The 19406-nt window shown below is 64.8% G+C and carries 23 protein-coding genes; 12 read left to right on the top strand and 11 right to left on the bottom strand.

Going from position 1 to position 19406, the window contains the following annotated elements:
• Nucleotides 1-280: 280 nt before the first annotated feature.
• The gene (locus ACZ9J7_RS12255) at nucleotides 281-781 is read left to right on the top strand and encodes a hypothetical protein (protein ID WP_476209718.1); all 501 of its coding nucleotides are present in this window, start codon (nucleotides 281-283) and stop codon (nucleotides 779-781) included.
• Between the two features lie 423 nt (nucleotides 782-1204).
• Here the strand turns inward: ACZ9J7_RS12255 and ACZ9J7_RS12250 are convergent, their stop codons facing one another.
• Nucleotides 1205-1618: a hypothetical protein gene (locus ACZ9J7_RS12250; RefSeq protein WP_476209716.1), complete on the bottom strand. Its 414-nt coding sequence runs from the start codon at nucleotides 1616-1618 to the stop codon at nucleotides 1205-1207.
• 88 nt (nucleotides 1619-1706) lie between these two features.
• On the bottom strand, nucleotides 1707-2474 hold the full coding sequence (locus ACZ9J7_RS12245) for a DUF6994 family protein (protein WP_476209714.1): 768 nt from the start codon (nucleotides 2472-2474) through the stop codon (nucleotides 1707-1709).
• Nucleotides 2475-2565: 91 nt separating this feature from the next.
• On the opposite strand from ACZ9J7_RS12245, the gene ACZ9J7_RS12240 reads away from it, so the two are divergent.
• Together ACZ9J7_RS12240 and ACZ9J7_RS12235 are read left to right on the top strand one after the other, a co-directional pair.
• Nucleotides 2566-2832 (top strand): zinc-binding dehydrogenase, encoded by a 267-nt coding sequence (locus ACZ9J7_RS12240; protein ID WP_476211849.1) that lies wholly within the window; start codon nucleotides 2566-2568, stop codon nucleotides 2830-2832.
• A 117-nt stretch (nucleotides 2833-2949) separates the two neighbouring features.
• On the top strand, nucleotides 2950-3105 hold the full coding sequence (locus ACZ9J7_RS12235) for a hypothetical protein (protein WP_476209712.1): 156 nt from the start codon (nucleotides 2950-2952) through the stop codon (nucleotides 3103-3105).
• Nucleotides 3106-3161: 56 nt separating this feature from the next.
• Here the strand turns inward: ACZ9J7_RS12235 and ACZ9J7_RS12230 are convergent, their stop codons facing one another.
• Entirely contained in the window at nucleotides 3162-3803 is a 642-nt protein-coding gene (locus ACZ9J7_RS12230; protein WP_476211848.1) for a DNA alkylation repair protein, read from the bottom strand.
• 267 nt (nucleotides 3804-4070) lie between these two features.
• Between ACZ9J7_RS12230 and ACZ9J7_RS12225 the strand changes: the two genes are divergently transcribed.
• Both ACZ9J7_RS12225 and ACZ9J7_RS12220 read left to right on the top strand, forming a co-directional pair.
• Nucleotides 4071-4388, top strand: coding sequence for a hypothetical protein (locus ACZ9J7_RS12225; RefSeq protein WP_476209711.1), 318 nt, complete (start codon nucleotides 4071-4073; stop codon nucleotides 4386-4388).
• Between the two features lie 123 nt (nucleotides 4389-4511).
• Nucleotides 4512-4721: a hypothetical protein gene (locus ACZ9J7_RS12220; RefSeq protein ID WP_476209709.1), complete on the top strand. Its 210-nt coding sequence runs from the start codon at nucleotides 4512-4514 to the stop codon at nucleotides 4719-4721.
• Between the two features lie 68 nt (nucleotides 4722-4789).
• On the opposite strand, the gene ACZ9J7_RS12215 is transcribed toward ACZ9J7_RS12220, so the two are convergent.
• Nucleotides 4790-5110, bottom strand: coding sequence for a GYD domain-containing protein (locus ACZ9J7_RS12215; RefSeq protein WP_476209708.1), 321 nt, complete (start codon nucleotides 5108-5110; stop codon nucleotides 4790-4792).
• Nucleotides 5111-5402: 292 nt separating this feature from the next.
• Here ACZ9J7_RS12215 and ACZ9J7_RS12210 point away from each other — a divergent pair, with 292 nt between their 5' ends.
• Both ACZ9J7_RS12210 and ACZ9J7_RS12205 read left to right on the top strand, forming a co-directional pair.
• Nucleotides 5403-6089 (top strand): DUF998 domain-containing protein, encoded by a 687-nt coding sequence (locus ACZ9J7_RS12210; protein WP_476209706.1) that lies wholly within the window; start codon nucleotides 5403-5405, stop codon nucleotides 6087-6089.
• Nucleotides 6086-8719: a PEP/pyruvate-binding domain-containing protein gene (locus ACZ9J7_RS12205; protein ID WP_476209704.1), complete on the top strand. Its 2634-nt coding sequence runs from the start codon at nucleotides 6086-6088 to the stop codon at nucleotides 8717-8719. Before ACZ9J7_RS12210 ends, ACZ9J7_RS12205 begins: the two co-directional genes overlap by 4 nt.
• 56 nt (nucleotides 8720-8775) lie before the next feature.
• On the opposite strand, the gene sigK is transcribed toward ACZ9J7_RS12205, so the two are convergent.
• Nucleotides 8776-9543, bottom strand: a complete 768-nt coding sequence (gene sigK / locus ACZ9J7_RS12200; RefSeq protein ID WP_476209703.1) for an ECF RNA polymerase sigma factor SigK — start codon at nucleotides 9541-9543, stop codon at nucleotides 8776-8778.
• Between the two features lie 174 nt (nucleotides 9544-9717).
• On the opposite strand from sigK, the gene ACZ9J7_RS12195 reads away from it, so the two are divergent.
• Both ACZ9J7_RS12195 and ACZ9J7_RS12190 read left to right on the top strand, forming a co-directional pair.
• A complete protein-coding gene (locus tag ACZ9J7_RS12195) occupies nucleotides 9718-10224 on the top strand; it encodes a DUF3995 domain-containing protein (protein WP_476209701.1) in 507 nt (168 codons plus the stop codon).
• A 76-nt stretch (nucleotides 10225-10300) separates the two neighbouring features.
• On the top strand, nucleotides 10301-10900 hold the full coding sequence (locus ACZ9J7_RS12190; protein ID WP_476209699.1) for a TMEM175 family protein: 600 nt from the start codon (nucleotides 10301-10303) through the stop codon (nucleotides 10898-10900).
• Between the two features lie 106 nt (nucleotides 10901-11006).
• Here ACZ9J7_RS12190 and ACZ9J7_RS12185 read toward each other — a convergent pair whose 3' ends face one another.
• Nucleotides 11007-11273, bottom strand: coding sequence for a hypothetical protein (locus tag ACZ9J7_RS12185; protein ID WP_476209698.1), 267 nt, complete (start codon nucleotides 11271-11273; stop codon nucleotides 11007-11009).
• Between the two features lie 101 nt (nucleotides 11274-11374).
• The gene (locus ACZ9J7_RS12180) at nucleotides 11375-11872 is read right to left on the bottom strand and encodes a hypothetical protein (protein WP_476209696.1); all 498 of its coding nucleotides are present in this window, start codon (nucleotides 11870-11872) and stop codon (nucleotides 11375-11377) included.
• Between the two features lie 178 nt (nucleotides 11873-12050).
• Here ACZ9J7_RS12180 and ACZ9J7_RS12175 point away from each other — a divergent pair, with 178 nt between their 5' ends.
• Complete coding sequence (locus tag ACZ9J7_RS12175; protein ID WP_476209694.1) at nucleotides 12051-12515, top strand: hypothetical protein; 465 nt, start codon at nucleotides 12051-12053, stop codon at nucleotides 12513-12515.
• Here the strand turns inward: ACZ9J7_RS12175 and ACZ9J7_RS12170 are convergent.
• A complete protein-coding gene (locus ACZ9J7_RS12170) occupies nucleotides 12512-13492 on the bottom strand; it encodes a squalene cyclase (protein ID WP_476209692.1) in 981 nt (326 codons plus the stop codon). The genes ACZ9J7_RS12175 and ACZ9J7_RS12170 overlap by 4 nt on opposite strands.
• Nucleotides 13493-13726: 234 nt before the next feature.
• On the opposite strand from ACZ9J7_RS12170, the gene ACZ9J7_RS12165 reads away from it, so the two are divergent.
• Both ACZ9J7_RS12165 and ACZ9J7_RS12160 read left to right on the top strand, forming a co-directional pair.
• Nucleotides 13727-14398, top strand: a complete 672-nt coding sequence (locus tag ACZ9J7_RS12165) for a hypothetical protein (RefSeq protein ID WP_476209690.1) — start codon at nucleotides 13727-13729, stop codon at nucleotides 14396-14398.
• Nucleotides 14399-14438: 40 nt separating this feature from the next.
• On the top strand, nucleotides 14439-14813 hold the full coding sequence (locus tag ACZ9J7_RS12160) for a hypothetical protein (protein ID WP_476209688.1): 375 nt from the start codon (nucleotides 14439-14441) through the stop codon (nucleotides 14811-14813).
• 73 nt (nucleotides 14814-14886) lie between these two features.
• On the opposite strand, the gene ACZ9J7_RS12155 is transcribed toward ACZ9J7_RS12160, so the two are convergent.
• From ACZ9J7_RS12155 to ACZ9J7_RS12145, 3 genes are all read right to left on the bottom strand, one after another.
• Nucleotides 14887-15909, bottom strand: a complete 1023-nt coding sequence (locus tag ACZ9J7_RS12155) for a TerC family protein (RefSeq protein WP_476209686.1) — start codon at nucleotides 15907-15909, stop codon at nucleotides 14887-14889.
• Between the two features lie 211 nt (nucleotides 15910-16120).
• Nucleotides 16121-18034, bottom strand: a complete 1914-nt coding sequence (locus tag ACZ9J7_RS12150; RefSeq protein WP_476209684.1) for a metallophosphoesterase family protein — start codon at nucleotides 18032-18034, stop codon at nucleotides 16121-16123.
• On the bottom strand, nucleotides 18031-19233 hold the full coding sequence (locus ACZ9J7_RS12145; RefSeq protein ID WP_476209682.1) for a hypothetical protein: 1203 nt from the start codon (nucleotides 19231-19233) through the stop codon (nucleotides 18031-18033). The genes ACZ9J7_RS12150 and ACZ9J7_RS12145 overlap by 4 nt, the downstream gene beginning before the upstream one ends.
• Between the last annotated feature and the right edge of the window lie 173 nt (nucleotides 19234-19406).

The raw sequence follows: 19406 nt of genomic DNA, 5'->3' as shown, positions 1-19406 counted from the left end.
TAGGCGGGCATCAGAAAAGCCCGGATCGCCTGCCGCGAAGGGTGCGGGTTCTGGGCTGCACCACCGTAGTGCGACCCAGCTCGTAACTACCGAAACGGGCCGTCATCAACCGACAACCCGACGTCCCGTGCACCAAAAATGTGGGTATTCCGGTGGTGCGGATCTTGACCCCGGGTGGTCGGCTCGCCCATGTGGGCACCTATCGGACAAGCGCAGCCAGGCCGCGCCTCTCCTGTAGCCATTTGCAGCCCGAAGAGGCTGCCGCACCCCGGAGATTTTGATGAAAGTCTTGTCACGTATTGCCGCACTCGCAGTTGCCTTGATCGCTGGTTCTTCGTCAGCCGTTGCCGCTCCTCCACCGGTTCGTTCAGACCTCCTTCCGACCGTGATCAAGGCCGGGGAGGGCTGCGACTTCAAGTTAAGGGTTGAAGGAACTGACGCCAATGCGCGCGTCAAGACCTTCAAGAACGGCAGACAGATCACTTCCGGCAAGGGTTACCTTGTGACTTATACAAACGTGAAGTCAGGCGAGTCCCTAACTTTCGAAACGAACGGATCAGCCGAGATCATATCGGCCCCGGACGCGAACAATGTTGTAACCGTTACTGCCACCGGGAGTTACGGCCTGATCTTGTTCCCCAGTGACCTCCCCCAGGAGCTGACTCCCTCCGCGATCCAGTACACGGGTCGGATTGTCTACACGGTCGACCTTGATACCGGCGTCTTTACCTTGATCAGCTCGTCCGGCCAGCAACAGGACATCTGCGCCGGGTTGTCGTAAGGCCGGGTCTAATCCTGGAAAAGTTGAGTTTGTGGTGCCACGGTGACGTCAGTCCAAGCACGGTACCGAACTGGGCTTGGCTACACACCGAAAAGCTCAGGCGTGCCAGGCAATAGCGTTCCTTACGAAAGCGGCCATCCGCTGAACAGATGCATCCCCGGAAGAATCCGAAGCGGGGTAGGTGGCTACGGCGTCGCGGACACTATCGTCCAGCTCGGGCCAGGAAATCCAGCAAAAGATCTCCGGATGCGCTCCATGAGCTCGGGCTTCGAAGGAAGAAGTGGGTCAGCGACACGGTCCAGCACCGGACCCAGGAACCTGCCCACAGCTTCCTCGATCTCAAGTAGCCCCGTGCCTTTGAATCGGACGGGCGGGGCCAACCCAGAAGCAATAGCAGGGGCACAGCTGGGCCTGTCCTCGACATCAGGGGATGTATTCACGCGCCAGCTGTTCGGGCTGGAAACTGCCATACCTGATGCGTTTGGCCTCGACCAGGGTGTATGTGTTGGGAGTCTCGAATATGGCGTCGGGTTGGACTACCAGCCGGGATTTCACATCAACTCCACCGGAGCTGAAATCGCCGGGAAGAAATTGCATCTGCAACTCCTCAACTTTGCGTGCGAGCCTGCCACGGGCTTCGTTGGCACCGTGCGCCGCCCTTAGCACGCGTCCGAGGAAGGCCTCCCTGGGCAGGAAATCCAGGCCTATCAGCACCTCTGCCGTCAAAACATTTTCACGCCCCTGGCCTCCAGCCCGGTAGTCACGTGCTTTCTCCCAGGAGATCTCTTCCAGAAGCTTTCCCACGATGGAACTGGCAGCGGCGGTTGAGATGTCCAAAGGTTCTCCTTCGAGTTGCAGGACAATGTGGTGGCGACGGTAACTTGTTGGGCGCCTCCCGGCCGATTTTCGTGCGAGGGGACAGGACCTACTGCCGGACCTCTATTTCGGGGTGGCTGTCTGTAACCCACTTGGCCATGCGATGGCTTCGCCTCTCGACGAACTCCAGGGTCGCTTCACGGTATGTCACGTACTCCCCCGTTGTGGCCGGAACACCGGAACCTGTGAAGCCGGTGAAGGGCAGATGGAAGAGCACCTCGTCATAGGCGGGCGTGACGAGATCCTGAAGATGGAAGAAGTCCACAAACTCCACAAAACCGTCAAAGAGCGCGAAGAAGTCCGCGTAAGCGTTGATGACTCCGGAGAGGGGGCTTTCGAGTTCTCCTCCATAGTGGCGCCGGATGCACTCAAGGGTCAGGTCCATTCGGTCGCCGATCAGCCACCCTGAAGGGCCAAACCCTCGGGCGGTGTTCATGGTGGGCATGTCTTTCGTCCTGACGGGCCAAATCATTGAACTCCCGATGGTGTACGGCGGGTTGAGGTAGCGGGATTTCTGCTCGTCGGTCAGCCCTGAAATGGCCTGGACCAGAGTCATCGGACGGGACCAGCGCGTATAGGAGTTGGTGATGGCATCGCTGCCGTACCAGTGCCTGCTCCCGGTGGCGTCAGTGAAGATGAGGTAACCGGTGCGCCGGGCAGGCGGCGCGGTTGGAGCGAAAAGGACGCCCGACCCAAGGGTCTTGGTCCACAGCAATTCATGGTCTAAGCGAAGCCGTCGACTGTCCCTGTCCGCGTCGGGCCTGGTCTTTGCAGGCTTGTCGGACTGGTAGTCGTAGGTGGTGTCAAAGACGCGCATGGTGGGAGTGTATGTGCGGGTCGATGCCGAAATCCCCAACGTTGCCACAGGATTCAAGAAATTCCGGCGCAGCTAAGCCAGCAGCGGAAACCTGCAGGCCACGCTGGCGGCCCTGGCCGAAAACGGCCGCCACGCCTCCATCGCCGACAGCGACGTGGAAGAGCACGGCGGCCAGTGGATGTGGGTCACCCCGGTCGGTTCCGATTTGCAGGCGCTCGCTGACCTGGCGGACAGCGGAAAGCTCCGCGTGGAAGTTGCTGAGGTCTTCCCGCTGGACAAGGCCGCCGATGCTTTCCGGTCCAACATGGACGGCCACACCCGCGGCAAAATCGTGGTGGCCGTAAACCAGGATTCCTGATTCGATAACGGTTTGACGAAGGCTCCGCCCTGTGGGGACGGAGCCTTCGGCGTCGGAACAGCATTCGTGAGAGGCTGGGAAAAACTCACATTGGGGGAAATTGTGAATGTTGGATGGATGCTGCTTAACGCAGCTGTGCTGATCGTGCCTATCGCCTTGGGCGCCACGCTGCTGTACTGGATCATCCGGCTGGGCGTAAAGCACGGCATGCGCTCGTACTACGCGGACCGAAACGGGGAAACGGCCGTCGATATGCCCAGCGGCGTGGGATAGCCCGCACCCGCACCTGGCCAGAGGCACCTGCGCACGCGCCGTCGTCGCAAAACCTGCTACTCCCCTTTCCGCCGCACCATCTCGCCGATCCATGCAGGGGCGAACGGCGACGTACACCCCGGGGGCGTCGGGTAATCCTTCAGCACTTCAAGCCGCTCACCGATCGCGGTGGCACGCTTCCGGTAGGCGGAGTGCTCGATCCCGATCTGCGCCAGGCACGTGTTCATTGCCCACTGCAGCCTGTCCGGGGCGTCCCTCATCTCCGCTTCGATGGTGTCCAGCAGCGCCGGCAGGTCCAGGCCCCCGGGTTTCTTGACCACGCGGTCCGAGGTCAATGCCCATCCGGCGGCAGCCACCACGGGGTCGGTGTCAGCAAGCCACGCGGTGCGCAATTCCTCGCAGTGCGGGCTCTTCTTGACCACATAGTTCACCAGCCAGTCCTGCAGCTTGGGGGCGCGGGCGTCGCGCAGCATCGCATCCAGCTCATCCCGCCGGAACGCCTTTGGGCGGCAAACCAGCAGCGCCAAAAGCCGGGCTGCCGTATCGCCGGTCTCCCACAACCGGACCGACAGGTCCTGCTGGGTTTTCAGCCGCTTCGCGAGCGCGCGCAGCTGGCTGAGGTTCACCCCGTGGTCATCCCCGCGCTTTTCGTTCGCCTCGCGCACCTTTGCATCCTCGAGCTCAGCCAGTTGGGCCATCGCTTCGTCAACGGTCGTGTGCGCCGCAGTGTCCGCCACAACTTCCTCCCCTTGTTGCCTCTTGATTCAGGGTACGACGACGGCACGGCCTTCCATGGAAAAGGTTCAATCCAGCGCCTTGAAACAGGGCGCCGGCGCCGAACGGAGACCGGTGGCCGGGAGCCGCCCCGTGGACACCGGCAAACTAGGGCACTTCTCCCCTGTGCGCAGGCCGCCGACGGGTTTACCGTCATGCGCATCAGCATCCATCACCGCCGAGGAGTCATCATGGCCGGATTTGTGCAGATCATCGAATTCACGTCCTCCCGCATCAAGGAGATCGAGGAACTGGGCCGCCCCTCCCGGACCGAGGGAACCACCCGGCCCACCTTCCGCCGCATCATGGCCACGGCGGACAGGGACCACCCGAACCACTACTTCACCATTGTGGACTTCGATTCCTTCGAGTCGGCCATGGAAAATTCAGGCCGGCCGGAAACGTCCGAGTTCGCGGCCCGGATGGCCGAGCTGTGCGACGGGCCGGTGACCTTCCACAACCTGGATGTCTTGTGGCAGGACACCGGAGAAGGCGCGGACAACGCCTAGATAACGGGACCGGGGTCGTCTTGGCTCAAGATTCCGGCAATTATTCTCCCTGATGGACAAAACCCCTTCCGTACGCCGGCGCGGCTTTCTACAGTGTCCACACACGCCGGACCGGGGGACATCATGAAAAGCCAGGACGCATCACCAGCCCGCACCAATGAACGGACGACGCCGGAGCCTCCGGGCGCCGCGCACCGGCCCGTTCCCGCGCCCCCACCAACACGCCGCGCGCCTTCCCAGGCGCCGGTCCCCCGGGCCACCGGCCGCGAGCGCGAAGTCCAGCAACTGATCTACGATCTCGCCCTCCTCGCAGCCAGGCAGTGTCCGCAGTAAAGCACGCAAGCCGGCGCCCGCCGTCGTAATTTCCGACGGCGGGTACCCGGCCAACGCCCGCAGCTCCTCTACTGTCCCGGTGCCCGGTAGGACGGGGTCTTCTTCACGGCTTCGTCCAGGTCCGCCACCGTCAGGAGCGGCTTCAGCCGGACGTTGACGGTTCCTGACGAGTTGATCAGCAGCGACAAGGCGGCGGCACTGGCGTCGTCCGGCGCGTCAAAGACGCCCAGGACGTCGTAGTAACCGAAGGCGTAGTAGAAGCTTTCCAGCGTCGCGCCCACCGACTTCAAGGCCTCCGTCAGCGCATCGCGCCGCGCGGTGCCGCCTTCCTGCATGAGCCCCTTGATGCCCTGGCCCACATACGTTGCTTCGAACAGATACTTTGGCATGGTCTTCCTCCTGGCCTGTCTAAGGCGGCGCCCCGCTCCCGGGATTGCGGGTCCTGGCACCGTTAAGGCGGAAGCTATGCCCCGGCAAAACGGCAGTCAATATCCCGGGATACCCAATGCCGGAAGTGGGGGGACAGCACGCTGTCCCCCCACCCCTGCCCCCAAGGCCGTTCGGGCCCTTGCGGCACCAGGGCGGCCGGGATCAGGCTGGAACAGGTAGGCGCGAGGGCCAACGCCCGCGGGTCCTGCGCCGCGCCCCTTGCTGGACCGCGGGCTCTGAGGACAACCGGACATGTCAGTTGCAGGAGGGCGGCTCCCCGAACACGGGCGCGCCCTGCCGTTCGAAGGGCGGCACACCGGCGCCCTGCGCACCACCCTGCTCGCCGCCGGGCCGTTGTCGTCACTTCTCTATGTCGTGTTCACCGACGGGATCGCGGCCTCCCAATGGGCCGGCTACCGCCGCACCGAACAGATGGTCAGCGAACTGTTCGCCGTGGGCTCCCCCGGCTACCAGGTCCTGGTCCCGTTCACGTGGCTCTACACGGTGCTGTTCACCGCGTTTGGGGTGGGCGCCTGGATCTCTGTCCGCGGGAACCGGGCCCTGCGCATCGGCGCCGGGCTGCTCACCGCCTACGGGCTTTGGAACATCATCGGCGCACTCTTCCCGCTGCGCCTGGGCGACGACTCCTCCATCCCCGCGCATATCGTGGCCACCAACGTGCAACTGGCCCTCATGGTCGCAGCAATGTGCTTCGTCGCGGCAGGATTCCACGGCCGGATGCGCGCCTACTCGATCGTCTCGCTCGCCCTGTCAGCCCTCATGGGTATGGTCGCGTTCATGGCAGCACCGGGACCGAACCTCGTCTTGGGCGTCGGCGAGCGCATCAGCATCGGGGCGTTCCTGCTCTGGGTTGCGGTCCTGGCGGCAGTGCTTTGGAAACGGCCGACGGCGGCGGACAGTATGGGGGCATCGTCATGACCTACGTCATGGACCTGGGCGACGTGGACCGGAGCGACATCGCAGGGGCGGGTGGCAAGGCCGTGGGCCTGGCCGGCCTCATCCGGGCCGGGCTGCCGGTCCCGCCGGGGGTGGTCCTCACCACCGCCGCATACGCGGACTTCGTCACCGAAAACAACCTTGGGGCAGCCATCCAGGAGTTGGCTGCGCTCCCACCCGAAGCGGCGGAGGACGACTATGAGCACGCCTCCGCGCTCATCAGGACCCTGTTCCGCAAGGGCTCCATGCCTGCCGCCATCCAAGCCGAACTTGAGTCAGCGTATGAACGCCTCAGCGGCGGGGACACCGCCGTGTCGGTCCGCTCCTCCGCCACCGCCGAGGACCTCGCGTCCGCCAGCTTCGCCGGGCAGCAGGAAAGCTACCTCAACGTCCGTGGCCTGGACGCCCTGGCCACGGCCGTCATCAACTGCTGGGCCTCCCTCTGGACGGCGCGTGCCATGGCGTACCGTGCCCGCGAAGGCGTGCTGCCCGGCCAGGTGCGTCTCGCCGTCGTGATCCAGCAGATGGTGGAGGCCGAGGCAGCCGGGGTGATGTTCACCGCCAACCCTTCGAACGGCCGCCGCGACCAGACGGTGATCAGCGCTGCGTGGGGCCTGGGCGAGTCCGTGGTCAGCGGGCAGGTGACCACCGACGACCTGACCGTGGACACCCGCACGGGCAAGATCCTCGCGCGGCAGACCGCCGACAAGGAGGTCATGACAGTCTTGGCGGAGGACGGCACGGCTGAGGAAAAGGTGGCGGAAGCCCGCCGTCGTGCGCCGGTCCTGGACGATGCCGCGGCGGCTGAGCTCGCCGCCCACGGCCAGCGGATCACCGAGCATTTCGGATCCCCGCAGGACATCGAGTGGGCGCGGGCAGACGCCAGGTTCTTCCTGCTCCAGTCCCGGCCCATCACCGCGCTGCCCGAACCCGCGGCGGACGTCCCCAAGGAATGGCCCGTCCCCTACCCCAAGGGCCTCTACTTCCGGGCGAGCATCGTGGAGCAGATGCCCGAGCCGCTCTCCCCGCTCTTCGCCGACCTCATCGACGGCTCAGTGTCCCGCTCGCTGTCCGCCCTGATGAACCAGGCGCTGGGGCCGGGCTCCCTCCGCGAGGGCGACGTCCGCTTCCCCACCGTCAACGGCTACGCGTATTACTACTACCGCACCTGGCCCATGCTGCGGATGACGGGCAGGACGGTGCCGGCCATGGGCGCACTGTTCGGCGGCAAGGCGCACATGGGCATCGCCGGATGGCGCGACTACTCGCATCCGCGCTACGAACGCATCATCAAGGACTGGTCCGCGAAGCCCCCGGCCGGGCTTTCGGGAGCGGAGCTGCTGGCCGGCGTGCAGGCGCTCCTGGATGCCGGAACCGTGTATTACACCGCTGTGCAGTCCATCATCCCGCTGGCCGACATGAGCGAACTCTCCTTCCGGGCCTGCTACAAGGCCGTTCGGCGCGACGCCGATCCACCGGCCCAGGAGTTCCTGCTGGGCTTCGACAGCGAACCCATCCGGGCCGAAAAGTCGCTGTGCGACCTCGCAGGCTGGGCGCGCAGCGACCCTTCGCTGGTGAAGGCATTGCTGGAACGGCCGACGCCGGAACTCGCCGAGTGCCTGCGGACAGGTTCCGCACCGGAGGGCGTGGAGGACGTCTTGTGGCAGGAATGGCGGTTCACCTTCCAGGAGCATCTGGACCTCTACGGGCACGCGGTCTACAACCTGGACTTCGCCACCCCGGTGCCGGCGGACAACCCGTCCGCGCAGCTGGAAACGGTGAAGTTCTACCTGCGCGGGCAGGGCACCGACCCGCATGAACGGCAGCGGCTGCTGACCGAGCGCCGGGAGGCACTGACCCGGGAGGTGGCGTCGCGCCTGGGCCCGCGGCGCCGGGCACTCTTTCTCCGGGTGCTGAAGTGGGCGCAGGAGACGGCCCCGGTGCGCGAGGACGCGCTGGCCGACGTCGGACTCGCCTGGCCCCTGCTGCGGCGGATACTGCGGGAACTCGGCCGGCGCCTGGTGCGGTCGGGTGTCATCGCCGTACCCGACGACGTGTTCTGGCTGCGCTTCCAGGAACTTCAGGGCGCGGTGGAGTTCGGGCTGGCGGACGGGGAGCCGGGCGTGGCACTGGCCGGAGTGTCCCGGCCGGTCCGGGCGGCCGCCGTCGAGGAGCGAAAAATGTTGTGGCGCGGCCAGGCCAAGGCTGCTGCGCCGCAGATGCTTCCGCGAAAGGCATGGATGGAGAAGGCGTTCGGCTCGATGATGCCGGGCGGCCCGCAGCAGCAGGCCGGCGGCGTGATCAAGGGCACCGGCGCAAGCTCCGGCCGCGTGACGGCGTCCGCCCGCGTCCTCCGGGGCCCCGAGGACTTCGGCCTGATGCAGCCCGGCGAGGTGCTGGTTGCCCGCATGACCACTCCCGCCTGGACGCCGCTGTTCGCCATGGCGTCCGCGGTGGTGACCGATGTGGGCGGCCCGCTGAGCCACAGCTCCATCGTGGCCCGCGAGTACGGCATCCCGGCCGTCCTGGGCACCGGGGTGGCGACCCAGCGGCTGGCCGGCAGGCAGAAAGTGCGCGTGGACGGCGACGCGGGCACGGTGACCATCATTTAGCGCACGGTCCTCTGCTAACGCCCGGTCCCCTGCGGCACCCGGCGCGCGTGCCGCCTTCAGGCGGGGTCGAGTTGTCCTCGGAGTTGTTTTAGGCCATCCCGGATCCGCGACTTTATGGTGGGCAGCGGTTTTGAAAGTCTTTCGGCGACCTCCCGGTAGGTGAGCGAGCCGAAGTATGCGAGGAGAATCGCTTCGCGTTGCAACGGTGACAGTGCTGCCAGTGAGTCCCTCAGGTGCAGGGCATCCATCCGATCCAGGGCGGAAGTTGTGACCTCGTCGTAGGGACGGGACCAGGAGGCACTTGCCCATCGCGCGTCACGGTTGGTACTGCTTTGGTGTGAGCGGACCTTGTCCACTGCCTTGCGGTGGGCGATTGTCAACAGCCAGGTGGTCGGGCTACCCAGTGCAGGATCGTAGGTGCCGGCGTCTCGCCAAACCACAATAAAGACTTCCTGGGTCACCTCCTCGCTGAGCCCGGGATCCACGACCACACGGCGCACCATCCCGAACACCCTGCGTGAAGTACGCCGGTAGAATTCCTCAAAAGCCTGGTGACTTCCCTGACCGGTTTCCCGGAGTAACCCGGCCAGGCCACCGGAATCAGCGGCTGCAAAAATGGAACTCCCCGCCTCCGTGCCCATGGCCGGCGTTACGGGCTGCATGGAAGTTCCGCTGTGGGCCGCCCATCCGCCCAGCGGCGCTGTGGTGCCGTCCAGGGTGGGTGGGGTGAGGCCTGCGTTGCCCTCCAAAAGATCGGTGCGCTGGCTCGGGATGACGGCGTCCAGGCGGGGATCAGGCGCTGACACTTCGGCGAAAGTAACCAAGAACTCACGACTCCATTAGGAAGCAACATAAGAAACATTCGTAAGCCTACATATAACTAGACAGTCTAGCTAGCCTGTCTAGTGAAATCTATTTTGTGAATTTTCGGACAGCTGCCTCGAAAACCACCACGATCAGCAAAGTTTGCACTTCAGCCGTTGGCTAGAGTGAGCCAGGTGACGCCCGAGAAGAAGCTGTCCTTCAGCCGATCGTTGGTATGGCTGGCCTGCATGGCCGGTACCGCCCATGCCGGGTTCAGCTTGTACTGGGCCCTGGGCGGGAAATGGCTCCTGGCCACGGTGGGCCAATGGGCAGTCCAGCTATCAGTCGAGGCTCCCCTCGAGGCAGGACTCGTGCTTGGCATGGTTGCGGCAGGAAAGTTGCTGGCAGCGACAATCCCGGTCGTCCTCACGTATGAACGAATGCCTCGGCAGAGGTTCTGGCGTACGGTGAGCTGGGCCGGAGGCCTGCTCCTTGTCATCTATGGGGGCGTGAACACGCTAGTCAGCGGCGCCGTTCTTGGCGGAGTAATTCGTCCTGAAGGTGGGTATGAACTCGACGCGATGATCGGCCACGCATTGCTATGGGATCCGCTGTTCTTCCTTTGGGGTACAGCCCTTGTGTTATCGCTCTGGTGCTCTCGCAGGAACTCAACGGTCGCCGCGCAATCTCTCTCTCGGTGAGTCTCTGCAAGCGTTGAGGGACGTCTTCAAAGCCCCGTGGACGCCGGCTCCGCGGCTTTCGGTGCATGATATTCGGGTGAACAAGAACCGGCTTGAAGCCTTCAGTGACGGCGTCCTGGCCATCATCATCACCATCATGGTGCTGGAACTGCATACCCCGGAGGAACCAACGTGGGCAGGCGTCGCCGCCATCCTGCCCACCCTCTTTACCTACCTCCTGAGCTTTGTGTACGTGGGGATCTACTGGAACAACCACCACCACATGATCCAACTCGCCAGCCGGGTGAACGGCACCATCCTCTGGGCCAACCTCCACCTGTTGTTCTGGCTGTCCCTGTTTCCGTTCACCACGCGGTGGATGGACGAGTCCGGCTTCCTGCAGGTCCCCGTGCTGCTGTACGGCATCAACCTGCTGTGCGCCGCGATCGCCTACTTCATCCTGGAGCGGCGGCTGATCGCGGTGCAGGGGAAGGATGGTGCCCTGGCGCAGGCTGTGGGGAGGGACTGGAAGGGCAAGGCCTCCCCGCTCATCTACCTCACCGGCATCGCCCTCACCTTGGTCCAGCCGCTGCTGGGAGTCGCCGTCTTCACCATCGTCGCGCTGATCTGGCTGGTTCCGGACCGGCGGGTGGAACAGTTCGTCGTCAGGGCCCACCAGGACAGCGGCCAGAGTTAGTTACAGGCTGCCTTTCCGTCCTTGCCGGACCCCCGGCGCGCCATCTGGTCGCAGGTTGAGCCGGTCAGCATCGTCGGAGCCTTCCGCAACGCTTACGGATTTGCGGCTACTCCCCCATGCCCGGATGCACGGGAACAAAATCCACCTTGTTGCCGGAGTTGGTCCGCCCGGCCGGGGCCCGGTTGAACCCCCGGGCGTCGAGGCCGTTCTTGGCGCGGAACTCGGCGACCGCAGCGTCGTAGGCGTTGTTGAGGGTGCGGCCGGCGAAGTCGCCGGTGCTGCCGTCGTTGAAGGCAATCCGGATACGGACACTGGCCGGGTAGTGCCGGTTCATGCGGACGAAGCCGTCAGCGTCCTGCTGGAGGGTGATCACGGAATCCTGCTTTCGTTCGTAAGGGCACTCCCAAGTCTGCCGCAGAAACCCGGACCGGCGGCACCCACCCCGGGCGCCGCCGTCGTAATTCCGCTTTGGGGTCAGCAGTGAACCGGGCTGTAGAACGCAGCGCCCCAACTGGATTTGTCGGTCGAGTTCGGGCCGAAACTGGCGTCCAGCGTGATGCACTGGCCACCGGCAGTCTGCGTGTCGGTATAGACCGGGCCGGCGTAATAGGAGTAGTAATCGCTTGAAACGTCGTCCGGGCCGTACGACGGGTAGTTGCCGATCATGTTCTGGCGGTACATCTTGATCCCGTACGTGGGTCCATAGGCGTAGGCCACGGAGCAGTTCTTGCGGGCCGTGGAGTTCCAGTACACGTCGATGGAGCCGGTTTTGGTGCCCGGCTTTCCGTAGCGGTAGTCCTTGCTGTAGGTCGGCACGGTGATGGGATGCGAACCAATGTACGTGTATCCGGTACCGCACGGGCCCGCCGCGGTGGCGGGGACCGCCGCCACCAGGGACGCGCCGGCCGCGACCCCGGCAGCGACCAGCAGCGAGATACCTTTTGATTTCAGTGTGCCCTGCGAGGACTTCATGATGACTCCAACGTGATGGGTGGCTGGTGCAGCGAAGGTGCTGCAGCGCAGGCCCATGTAAGCACACCGATTGGACTAAAAGACAGGGCGCGGCATGGGGAGACCTCCCCACCGCCTCAAAATTGCCGCAAGGACCTTGATACGGCCGTGCCCGGCATCGCCATACTGGGCAATGGGGATGACTCGGCGCGGAACATGGCTGCGGTTTGGACTGGTCTCGGTGCTCTTGATCGGGATTCATTTGGGCAGCCTGTGGTTCTATTCCGACGGCGTCTACCAGGGCCGCGCAAACGTCCCGCTCCTAAAATTTCCGGCAGAGGTGGACGTCGTCTTCCTCCTGGCCTTCACGCCGACCTTCATCGGGCTCAAGTATCTGGCCTACGACTCGGCGGTGCGCGCCGTCACCAGGAATTACCGGCCGCCGGTGCTCATCGCCTGTTTCATCGCCAGCTACCTGGTGACCCTGGCCATGGACATCGCGTGCCTCATCGCCGCTTCGAAACCGATGGTAGATTCGGGGCTCGCGATTCTGGGCCCGGTGGTCCAGACGCCTGTGGTACTCCTCGTGTCCGGCGCGCTCATCGCCGGAGGCGCCCTGCAGAAAGGCACTCCGCCCATAGCCGGACCGGGCACGCCAAATTAGAACGAATGCCCGTTGTCCCACCAGTCCAGCACCCTGGTTGCATGGAACGTCACCCACTTGGACGGCTCTCCCGCCGGAACGTCCACTTCGAACCAGACCCGGCCCGGATGGCGGCGCTCCTGGACCCAGGTGCCGTCCTCTTGCCGGGCTGACCGCAGCCGTTCGATGGCGTCGGCCAACCGGGAATCGGGCGAAGCGCCGTCGTGCAGGGCTGCCGCCCGGAAATAGTCCAGCGCATTCAGCGCACTGTAGAACCACCGGAACGGGTAGGCCTGCCGGGCCACCCACGGCGCCACCGGCTCCCCCGTGGACTTCCGGTAGAGCAGCCGCCGCTCCAGCAGGTACTCGCCGCCGCGGTGCCGCACGCTACGGAGCTCCTCCGATCCACCCGTGGCGGCCTCGTAGTACAGGAGGCCCTTCAGCGAGTTGATGGTGGAGTGGACCGAGGACCGGGTGGATCCGTCCACCCATTCGCAGTTCCAGCCGCCGTCGGGCAGTTGGCGCTCAACAAACCATTGCGCGATGCCCGCCACGTCCGCCCCGAGCCATGCGCCGTTGGCCAGGGTGAACGCATTGATGCAGCAATCCACCTCGCCGCCCCAGTACGGGAGGTCCCGGTACTCCCACCTGCTGCTGGCTGCGAGCTTTTCGGCGGTGCCGGCCAGGGCGGCCGCGTCCAGGCCCCATTCCCGCAGCGCATTCAGGGACCAGGTGGTGGCGGTCCAGGGCTGCCCGGCGTCCTCCGCAGCCTCGGGTCCGTGGAAGTCGAAGTCGGCGGGAAAGTAGGGGCCGCCGGCCCACTGCCCGTCGGGATCCTGGCGCGCCAGCAGCCCGGCACCGAACCCCTCCGTCCGGACCCGTGCGCGGGTTCGCTCCCACTGCTCGGGTGGCGCGCCGGCCAGGTCACGCTCCACCTGCCATTTCAGGGCGGGGTCGGAGTCGAGCAGCCAGTTGAGCAGTGCAGGGTCCACGGCCATAGCGGGGAGACTACCACCGGGTCCCTGTTGCAGGACAGCGCCGGTTCAACGGCTGGTTCGTGTGAAATGTTGGTGCGTCAGCCCCCATGATCGCTGGCGCCACGGAAGAGCCTAGCGGCTGCAAACCGCCCAGGTTGCCGGTTCCGCCCGTGGTGTGACAATCCTTCCGGACTCCTGCGCCAAACCTGTGGCCGCAGCGGTTTCCGGTGCAACACGTCCCGCGATAATTGGCCGGTGGTCACAATATACAAAGTCCTTCACAACACTCTTTTCTTTGCTGGTTATCTGTCCATAGTGGTGATCTCCGCCGTTATCAGCCATTTCGGCCGTTCAGACCTTGGATTTGGAATCTTTGCGGTTGCCACGTCAATGCTTTTGCTGCTGCTCATCATTTCCGTTGTGATCAACCGCAACAACAAGCAAGCAATCCGATCGGCAGCAGAGATCAGTGCAACCGCGGCCGGTGCCCCCGCGGAAGTGCACAGCTTCCACGCATCTGCTTCCTACCAGCACGATGCCCACACTGTCTGGTCCCTCATACGGCCAGCTGAGAGCGCTGTGTTGTTATCGGATGCCAAGCACGGATTCACTGTTCCGGGAACGCCAAAAGGTGTCGGGGAACAGCAGTGCTTCATCGGGCAGGACGGATCCGCCTCAATCATTGAGGTTATCGGGGAAGAAAGCCCTTGGTGGGCAACGACCAGGCCAATTAACCAGGACAGGATAAATCAGCGCTTCACCTATCGCCTTGAGCCGACACCGTCGGGATGTATTCTCACCATGGGAGCTGTCCTTGAACTTCCTGGCGGCGCTGCATTCGCATCCAGCCCACACGAGTGGTGGGAAAGCTATTCGCGGCCTTACCTGAACCGGATTCAGGAAGTGCTTTCGATGCGGCAACGCTAGGCGGCGGCAGGCACCGCATCAAATCGCTATTGGGGGAAAAATGACGCAGGACGTGGCAACTGCCCAGCCAGAATTAACGGCGGCATGGGATAAGCGGTGCAGAAGACTGGCCGGCAAGTGCTGGCTCTTTATGGCCCTTGGCTTTCCCTTGCCGGCAGCGTTGGGCGGGACGGTTGTCTGGCTCAAAGAGCTTGTCATGCCACTGGTGACGGGCGATCTGGTGTACGGGCAGGCGGGCTACCTGGAATACCAGGAAGGCAAGGATGTCCTCGTGGTCATTGTGGCTGTACTGCTTGTGCTGAACGTTGCCTTCATGGGCTTGCTGCACGTTTGGTACAAGAAACGAATACGCGCCCTGGGCCCCAGGCCGGGCGGAATGCCCGGCAAATGGAGGCGCTGGGCGTTTTCCCTCTAGCAGGGATCCCGCGACGGCGGCACCCAACCCGGGTGCCGCCGTCGTCCGTCCTGTTTGGGTAGCCGGCCCGGGACTACCGCCGGGTGCCCGCCGCAGTGACCGCTTCCTCGCCTGCGTGCGCACCCTGGACCGCATGCCCACCGCGGGTTTTGGCCAGGCTGGCCGCCGTGGCCGCGAGGATGGTGGCGCCGATGAAGACCAGGGAGAACCAGATGGGGATCTCCGGGACCCACAGGAGCGGCTGGCCGCCGTTGACGAACGGGAGCTCGTTGACGTGCAGTGCGTGGAAGACCAGCTTGACGCCGATGAACGCAAGGATGACGGCCAGTCCCTGCGCCAGGTAGACCAGGCGTTCCAGCAGGCCGCCGATCAGGAAGAACAGCTGCCGGAGGCCCATCAGGGCAAAGGCGTTGGCGGTGAAGACGATGTAGGCCTCGCTGGTCAGGCCGTAGATCGCGGGGATCGAGTCGACGGCGAAGACCAGGTCCACGAACCCGATGGCGATGATGGTGAGCAGCATGGGCGTCACGAACCGCTTGCCGTCCAGCTTCACGGTGAGCTGGTCACGGTGGTACTCAGGGGTGACCGGAAGGACCCGGCGCACCAGCTTCATGAAACGGCCGTCAGCGGGGTTGGAGTCGTGGCCGCCGAACGCCTGCCGGTACGCGAGGAAAAGCAGCAGGGCGCCGAAGATGTAGAACACCCAGGAGAAGTTTTCGATCAGCGTGGCGCCGACGGCGATGAACCCGCCGCGCAGGATGAGGGCGATGATGATGCCCACCATCAGCACCTTCTGCTGGTACATCTTGGGGACGGCGAACCCAGTCATCACAATGAGGAAGACAAAGAGGTTGTCCACCGACAGGGCCTTTTCGGTGAGGTAGCCGGCGAAGTACTCGCCACCGTACGTCCAGCCCGAGACCGTCCCGATCCCGACGCCGAACACCAGCGCAAGCCCGATGTAGAACGCCGACCAGCGTGCCGACTCGCCAATGGACGGTTCGTGAGGTTTGCGGACGTGCGCAAAGAACTCGTAAACGAAGAACAGGACCGTCACGGCAATGGTAATGATCCAGATGAGCGGTGTGACCTGCATGGGGTACTCCAAGGGGTTGGCGCTGACAGTTACGCCAAGGTCTCCTCCGCCCGGTTCTACCGGAGCCGGTGGCCCGGGATGCTTCGCTGCATCCGTATTGAAGGGCCACTCACAGACGGGAGTACTCCCCTTGATGGGTTAAATGGTAGCTGATTAACGGCCGACGGCGGCACCCGGGGTGGGTGCCGCCGTCGCCTGCTTCGGCGTCAGGTCATCCGGCGGGCCGTACGACGATCGCCGTTCCGCACTGGTTGATCACCGTGCCGGAGCTTGACGATGCGGTTGCCACCTTGGCGCCGGTGGCGGACGTATCGGTCAGGGCCAGTGAGTCCACTTCCAGGGCCGCGTTCGACTTCGACGCGATGTTCGACGTCGAGTCGCCCTGTTCACCCATTCCCGCTGGCGGCGAGAAGGACGTGGTCGCCGAGTTCGTGCCGTTCCGCACGCCGTGGGCTGTCAGCAGCAGCGCGCCGGGGGTCACCGGCGTGATGGACGGTGCCCGTACGCCCGGGTAGGCCACCCCGCTGTTGGTGTCCGTGGCGGGGGTGACGTCCAGAGGCGTGGTGGTGTTGGCGCCCTGCACGGCAACGGTCGACCATGCATACCTGGAGGCGGGCTCCGCCACGCTCGGTGCGGTATCGCCGGACTGCATCACCCGGTACCAGACGGCCTGGTGGGCGGACGTGGAGCTTGCGCTCGTGAAGTCACCGACCGCCCGCGTCCACCCTGCCGGGGCAGTGGTGTTCGCCGACGCGGAGACGGTGACCTGCGAGAACAGGAAGACCGTGTCGCCCGGTTGCCAGCCCGCCGGCAGGCCCGGCGTGTACGAGCCCGCCGTGGTCAACTCCCCCGCTCCGCTGGCCGTGGACCGGACCGCGATGGCGGACGGGGCCGGCGTCGTGGTGGTGGGAGTCGGTGTAGGAGTGGGAGTCGGCGTTGGGGTCGGTGTGGGGGTTGGGGTCGGTGTGGGGGTTGGGGTCGGTGTGGGGGTTGGGGTCGGTGTGGGGGTTGGGGTTGGGGTCGGTGTGGGGGTTGGGGTCGGTGTGGGGGTCGGCGTCGGCGTGGGCGTGGGGAAGGGCCCGGACCTGGTGACAGTGAAGCTATCTGTGTAGGTCCCACCGGAGGCGCGGACGAATGAACCGGTCAGCGTGGTACTGGTCACCGATACCTTCAGGAAGCCATAGGTGGGGTTGTTGTTGCTGCCCATGAAGCTTTGGAAGTACGGCGCAGTGGTGGTGTTGTTCTCGCTGTTGATCGACCTGCCGCCCGAACCAACCGTGGCCAGGATCGTCCCGGTACCGGCCGCGAACTGGCCATTCGGATCAGTGGACGCCACGCAGTCAGGGTTGAAGCTGCTGACTGGGATGGCGGTGCAGCTGCCCTTGAGCGCGAGCGGATAGCTGCGCGCGTACGCGTGGTCGTGGGCCTGCAGGTACAGATCTACCTTTTTGGAGACCAGCATGTTCATCAGATCCGGGCTGGCGGCGCAGGGATAGTTGACCATGGACAGGCAATACATGTGCATGCCCACCACAATGAACGGGATCCCGGCAGCGCGCGCTGAATCAATTGCCGACGTCACGAACTTGTAGCCCTGGGTGCCAGACTTGTAGGACCAGTCGAGGCCCGAACCGCTGTAGGTCAGCTTCGGGGAAACCATGATCATCCGAACCAAGGGGCTGCTTGCGGGGTAATCCGTGTAGAACTGCTGGGCATAGTTCCCCACCGAGCCGAGCTGGTCCGGCAGGCACGATGCGAAGTTGGTCCACACTCCATCAGGTCCGTCGTCCTCGTGGTTTCCAGTTATGAATTCATAAGGCATCGTCCCGGCGTGCTGCTTGACGAACGAGCACCAGGCCGATTCCGGAGTGATCTGGGAGTAGGACAGGTCTCCAAGGTTGAACATGGCTGCGACGCCGCCGTTGTGCGCGGCATCGATGACCTTGCCGGTCACCGTGTTTCCCCCGGTGTCACCAGCGAATCCAAGGCTCACGGTGGTAGCGGCGCTGGCTTCCGAGTCTCTCGAACCTGACAGGTAGTAGAAGTTGGCAAGAATCAGCGCAATGCCCAGGAGGAGGGCCAGCACCCATCTCAGCGGGTGGCTCACAAGCCGGGCGGCGTTCACTTGCAGCTCCATTCAGTGGCGCGGCGCAGGCCGTTGTCGGCTGCTGAGTAACCGATGACAACGGTGTTCGCTCCCTGGCGGGACACCGAGCTCGCAGATCCGGACACGCCGGTGAACTGTCCATCAGAGCCTGGCGGCAGGATCCGTGCGCTCTTGCCGATCCAGATCACCGCCTGGGGCCGCTCCCCGCGGAAGGACGGCGAGCTTCCCGCTCCCACGGTGACGCCCGCAATGCCTGACGATGCGCTCGATTTGGGACCGGCAGCGGCTGCGCCCACATCGGCTACTGCACCGGCAGCAGCCCACGTCACGGCATGCGTTCCGTCGGCCACCGAACTCTGTCCCAGCGCCTGCCCGGTCGAATCGATCCCCAGGACGACGCCGCCCTTCCCGCTTAGGGTGGGGAGTGCTTTCGGAGCGCCGTTTGGCGACCACAGGACCGGAGTTGCGTCGTCGGCAAGGGCCACCCCGCCGGCGGTCCCGTCTGGCCCGATCGCGAAGGCGTGTCCGCCCCGCGCTCCGGCAGGCAACGCGAGTTCGTGCGGCGTCGTGGTCACGGAGGGCCAGACGGCGGGGCGTTCGTCCTCGTCGGCGCCGGGGCCGTCCGAATGCTCTTCATCGGCCACCAGGGCCCCGGCCACGATGCCGCTGTCCGATATTGCCGACGGTATTGCGATGTCGCCGGGCTTCACTGGCAGCGGATGGTACTGCCCGTCCTGCCACCACCATCCGACCAAGACCTCGTTTGCGGCGTCATATCCCGTACCGACAACAACTCCGGACGCATTCACCGCGGCCGGGGCTACGGCGTCGAGCGGGATTGTCAGCTGCGTGGGCTGGCCGCCCCGCCACAGCACTGGTGCGGACCCGCCCACGGCGGTGTCGGCGATGCCGATGACCAGGCCGTTGCTGCTGGACCCTATCGCATTGCTGCCGGGGCCGCCAAGGCCCGGGAAGATCCGCACCGAGCAGTTCGTGGCCTGGGGCAGGTCGGGGCCGGCCGCCGTCGCGGCAACGGGAAGCATCACCATGCCGCCTTCCAGCGCCAGGAGGGCTGCTGTCAGCAGCGCCTGGGGCCGGATGTCCCGGGGCCTGTCGTGATGACGGACCGCCGGGCCGCCACCGCCCGTGTCCCCACGCAGGAAAGTCTTTCGGTTGCCGCCGCGGCCGCCGCTGCCAAAAAATCCGATATTTCGCAATGTCGCTCCCTGGAGTTGAGACTCCATGCCCCAGCAGCACGCGCAGCGCACCCGGCCCCTGCATGACCGCGCTGTCCTCGAAGACTAGGGGTACCCCCGGGTACATGTCACGAGTACCCGGTACCTGCTTCCGGGTAGGCACCGTACTTCCCTAACACGGCCGATTGGGAGGT

This window comes from Pseudarthrobacter sp. TE9888 (assembly GCF_056279345.1).
Note: the sequence above shows the minus strand (reverse complement) of the source record. Positions and strands in the feature narration are given on the sequence as shown.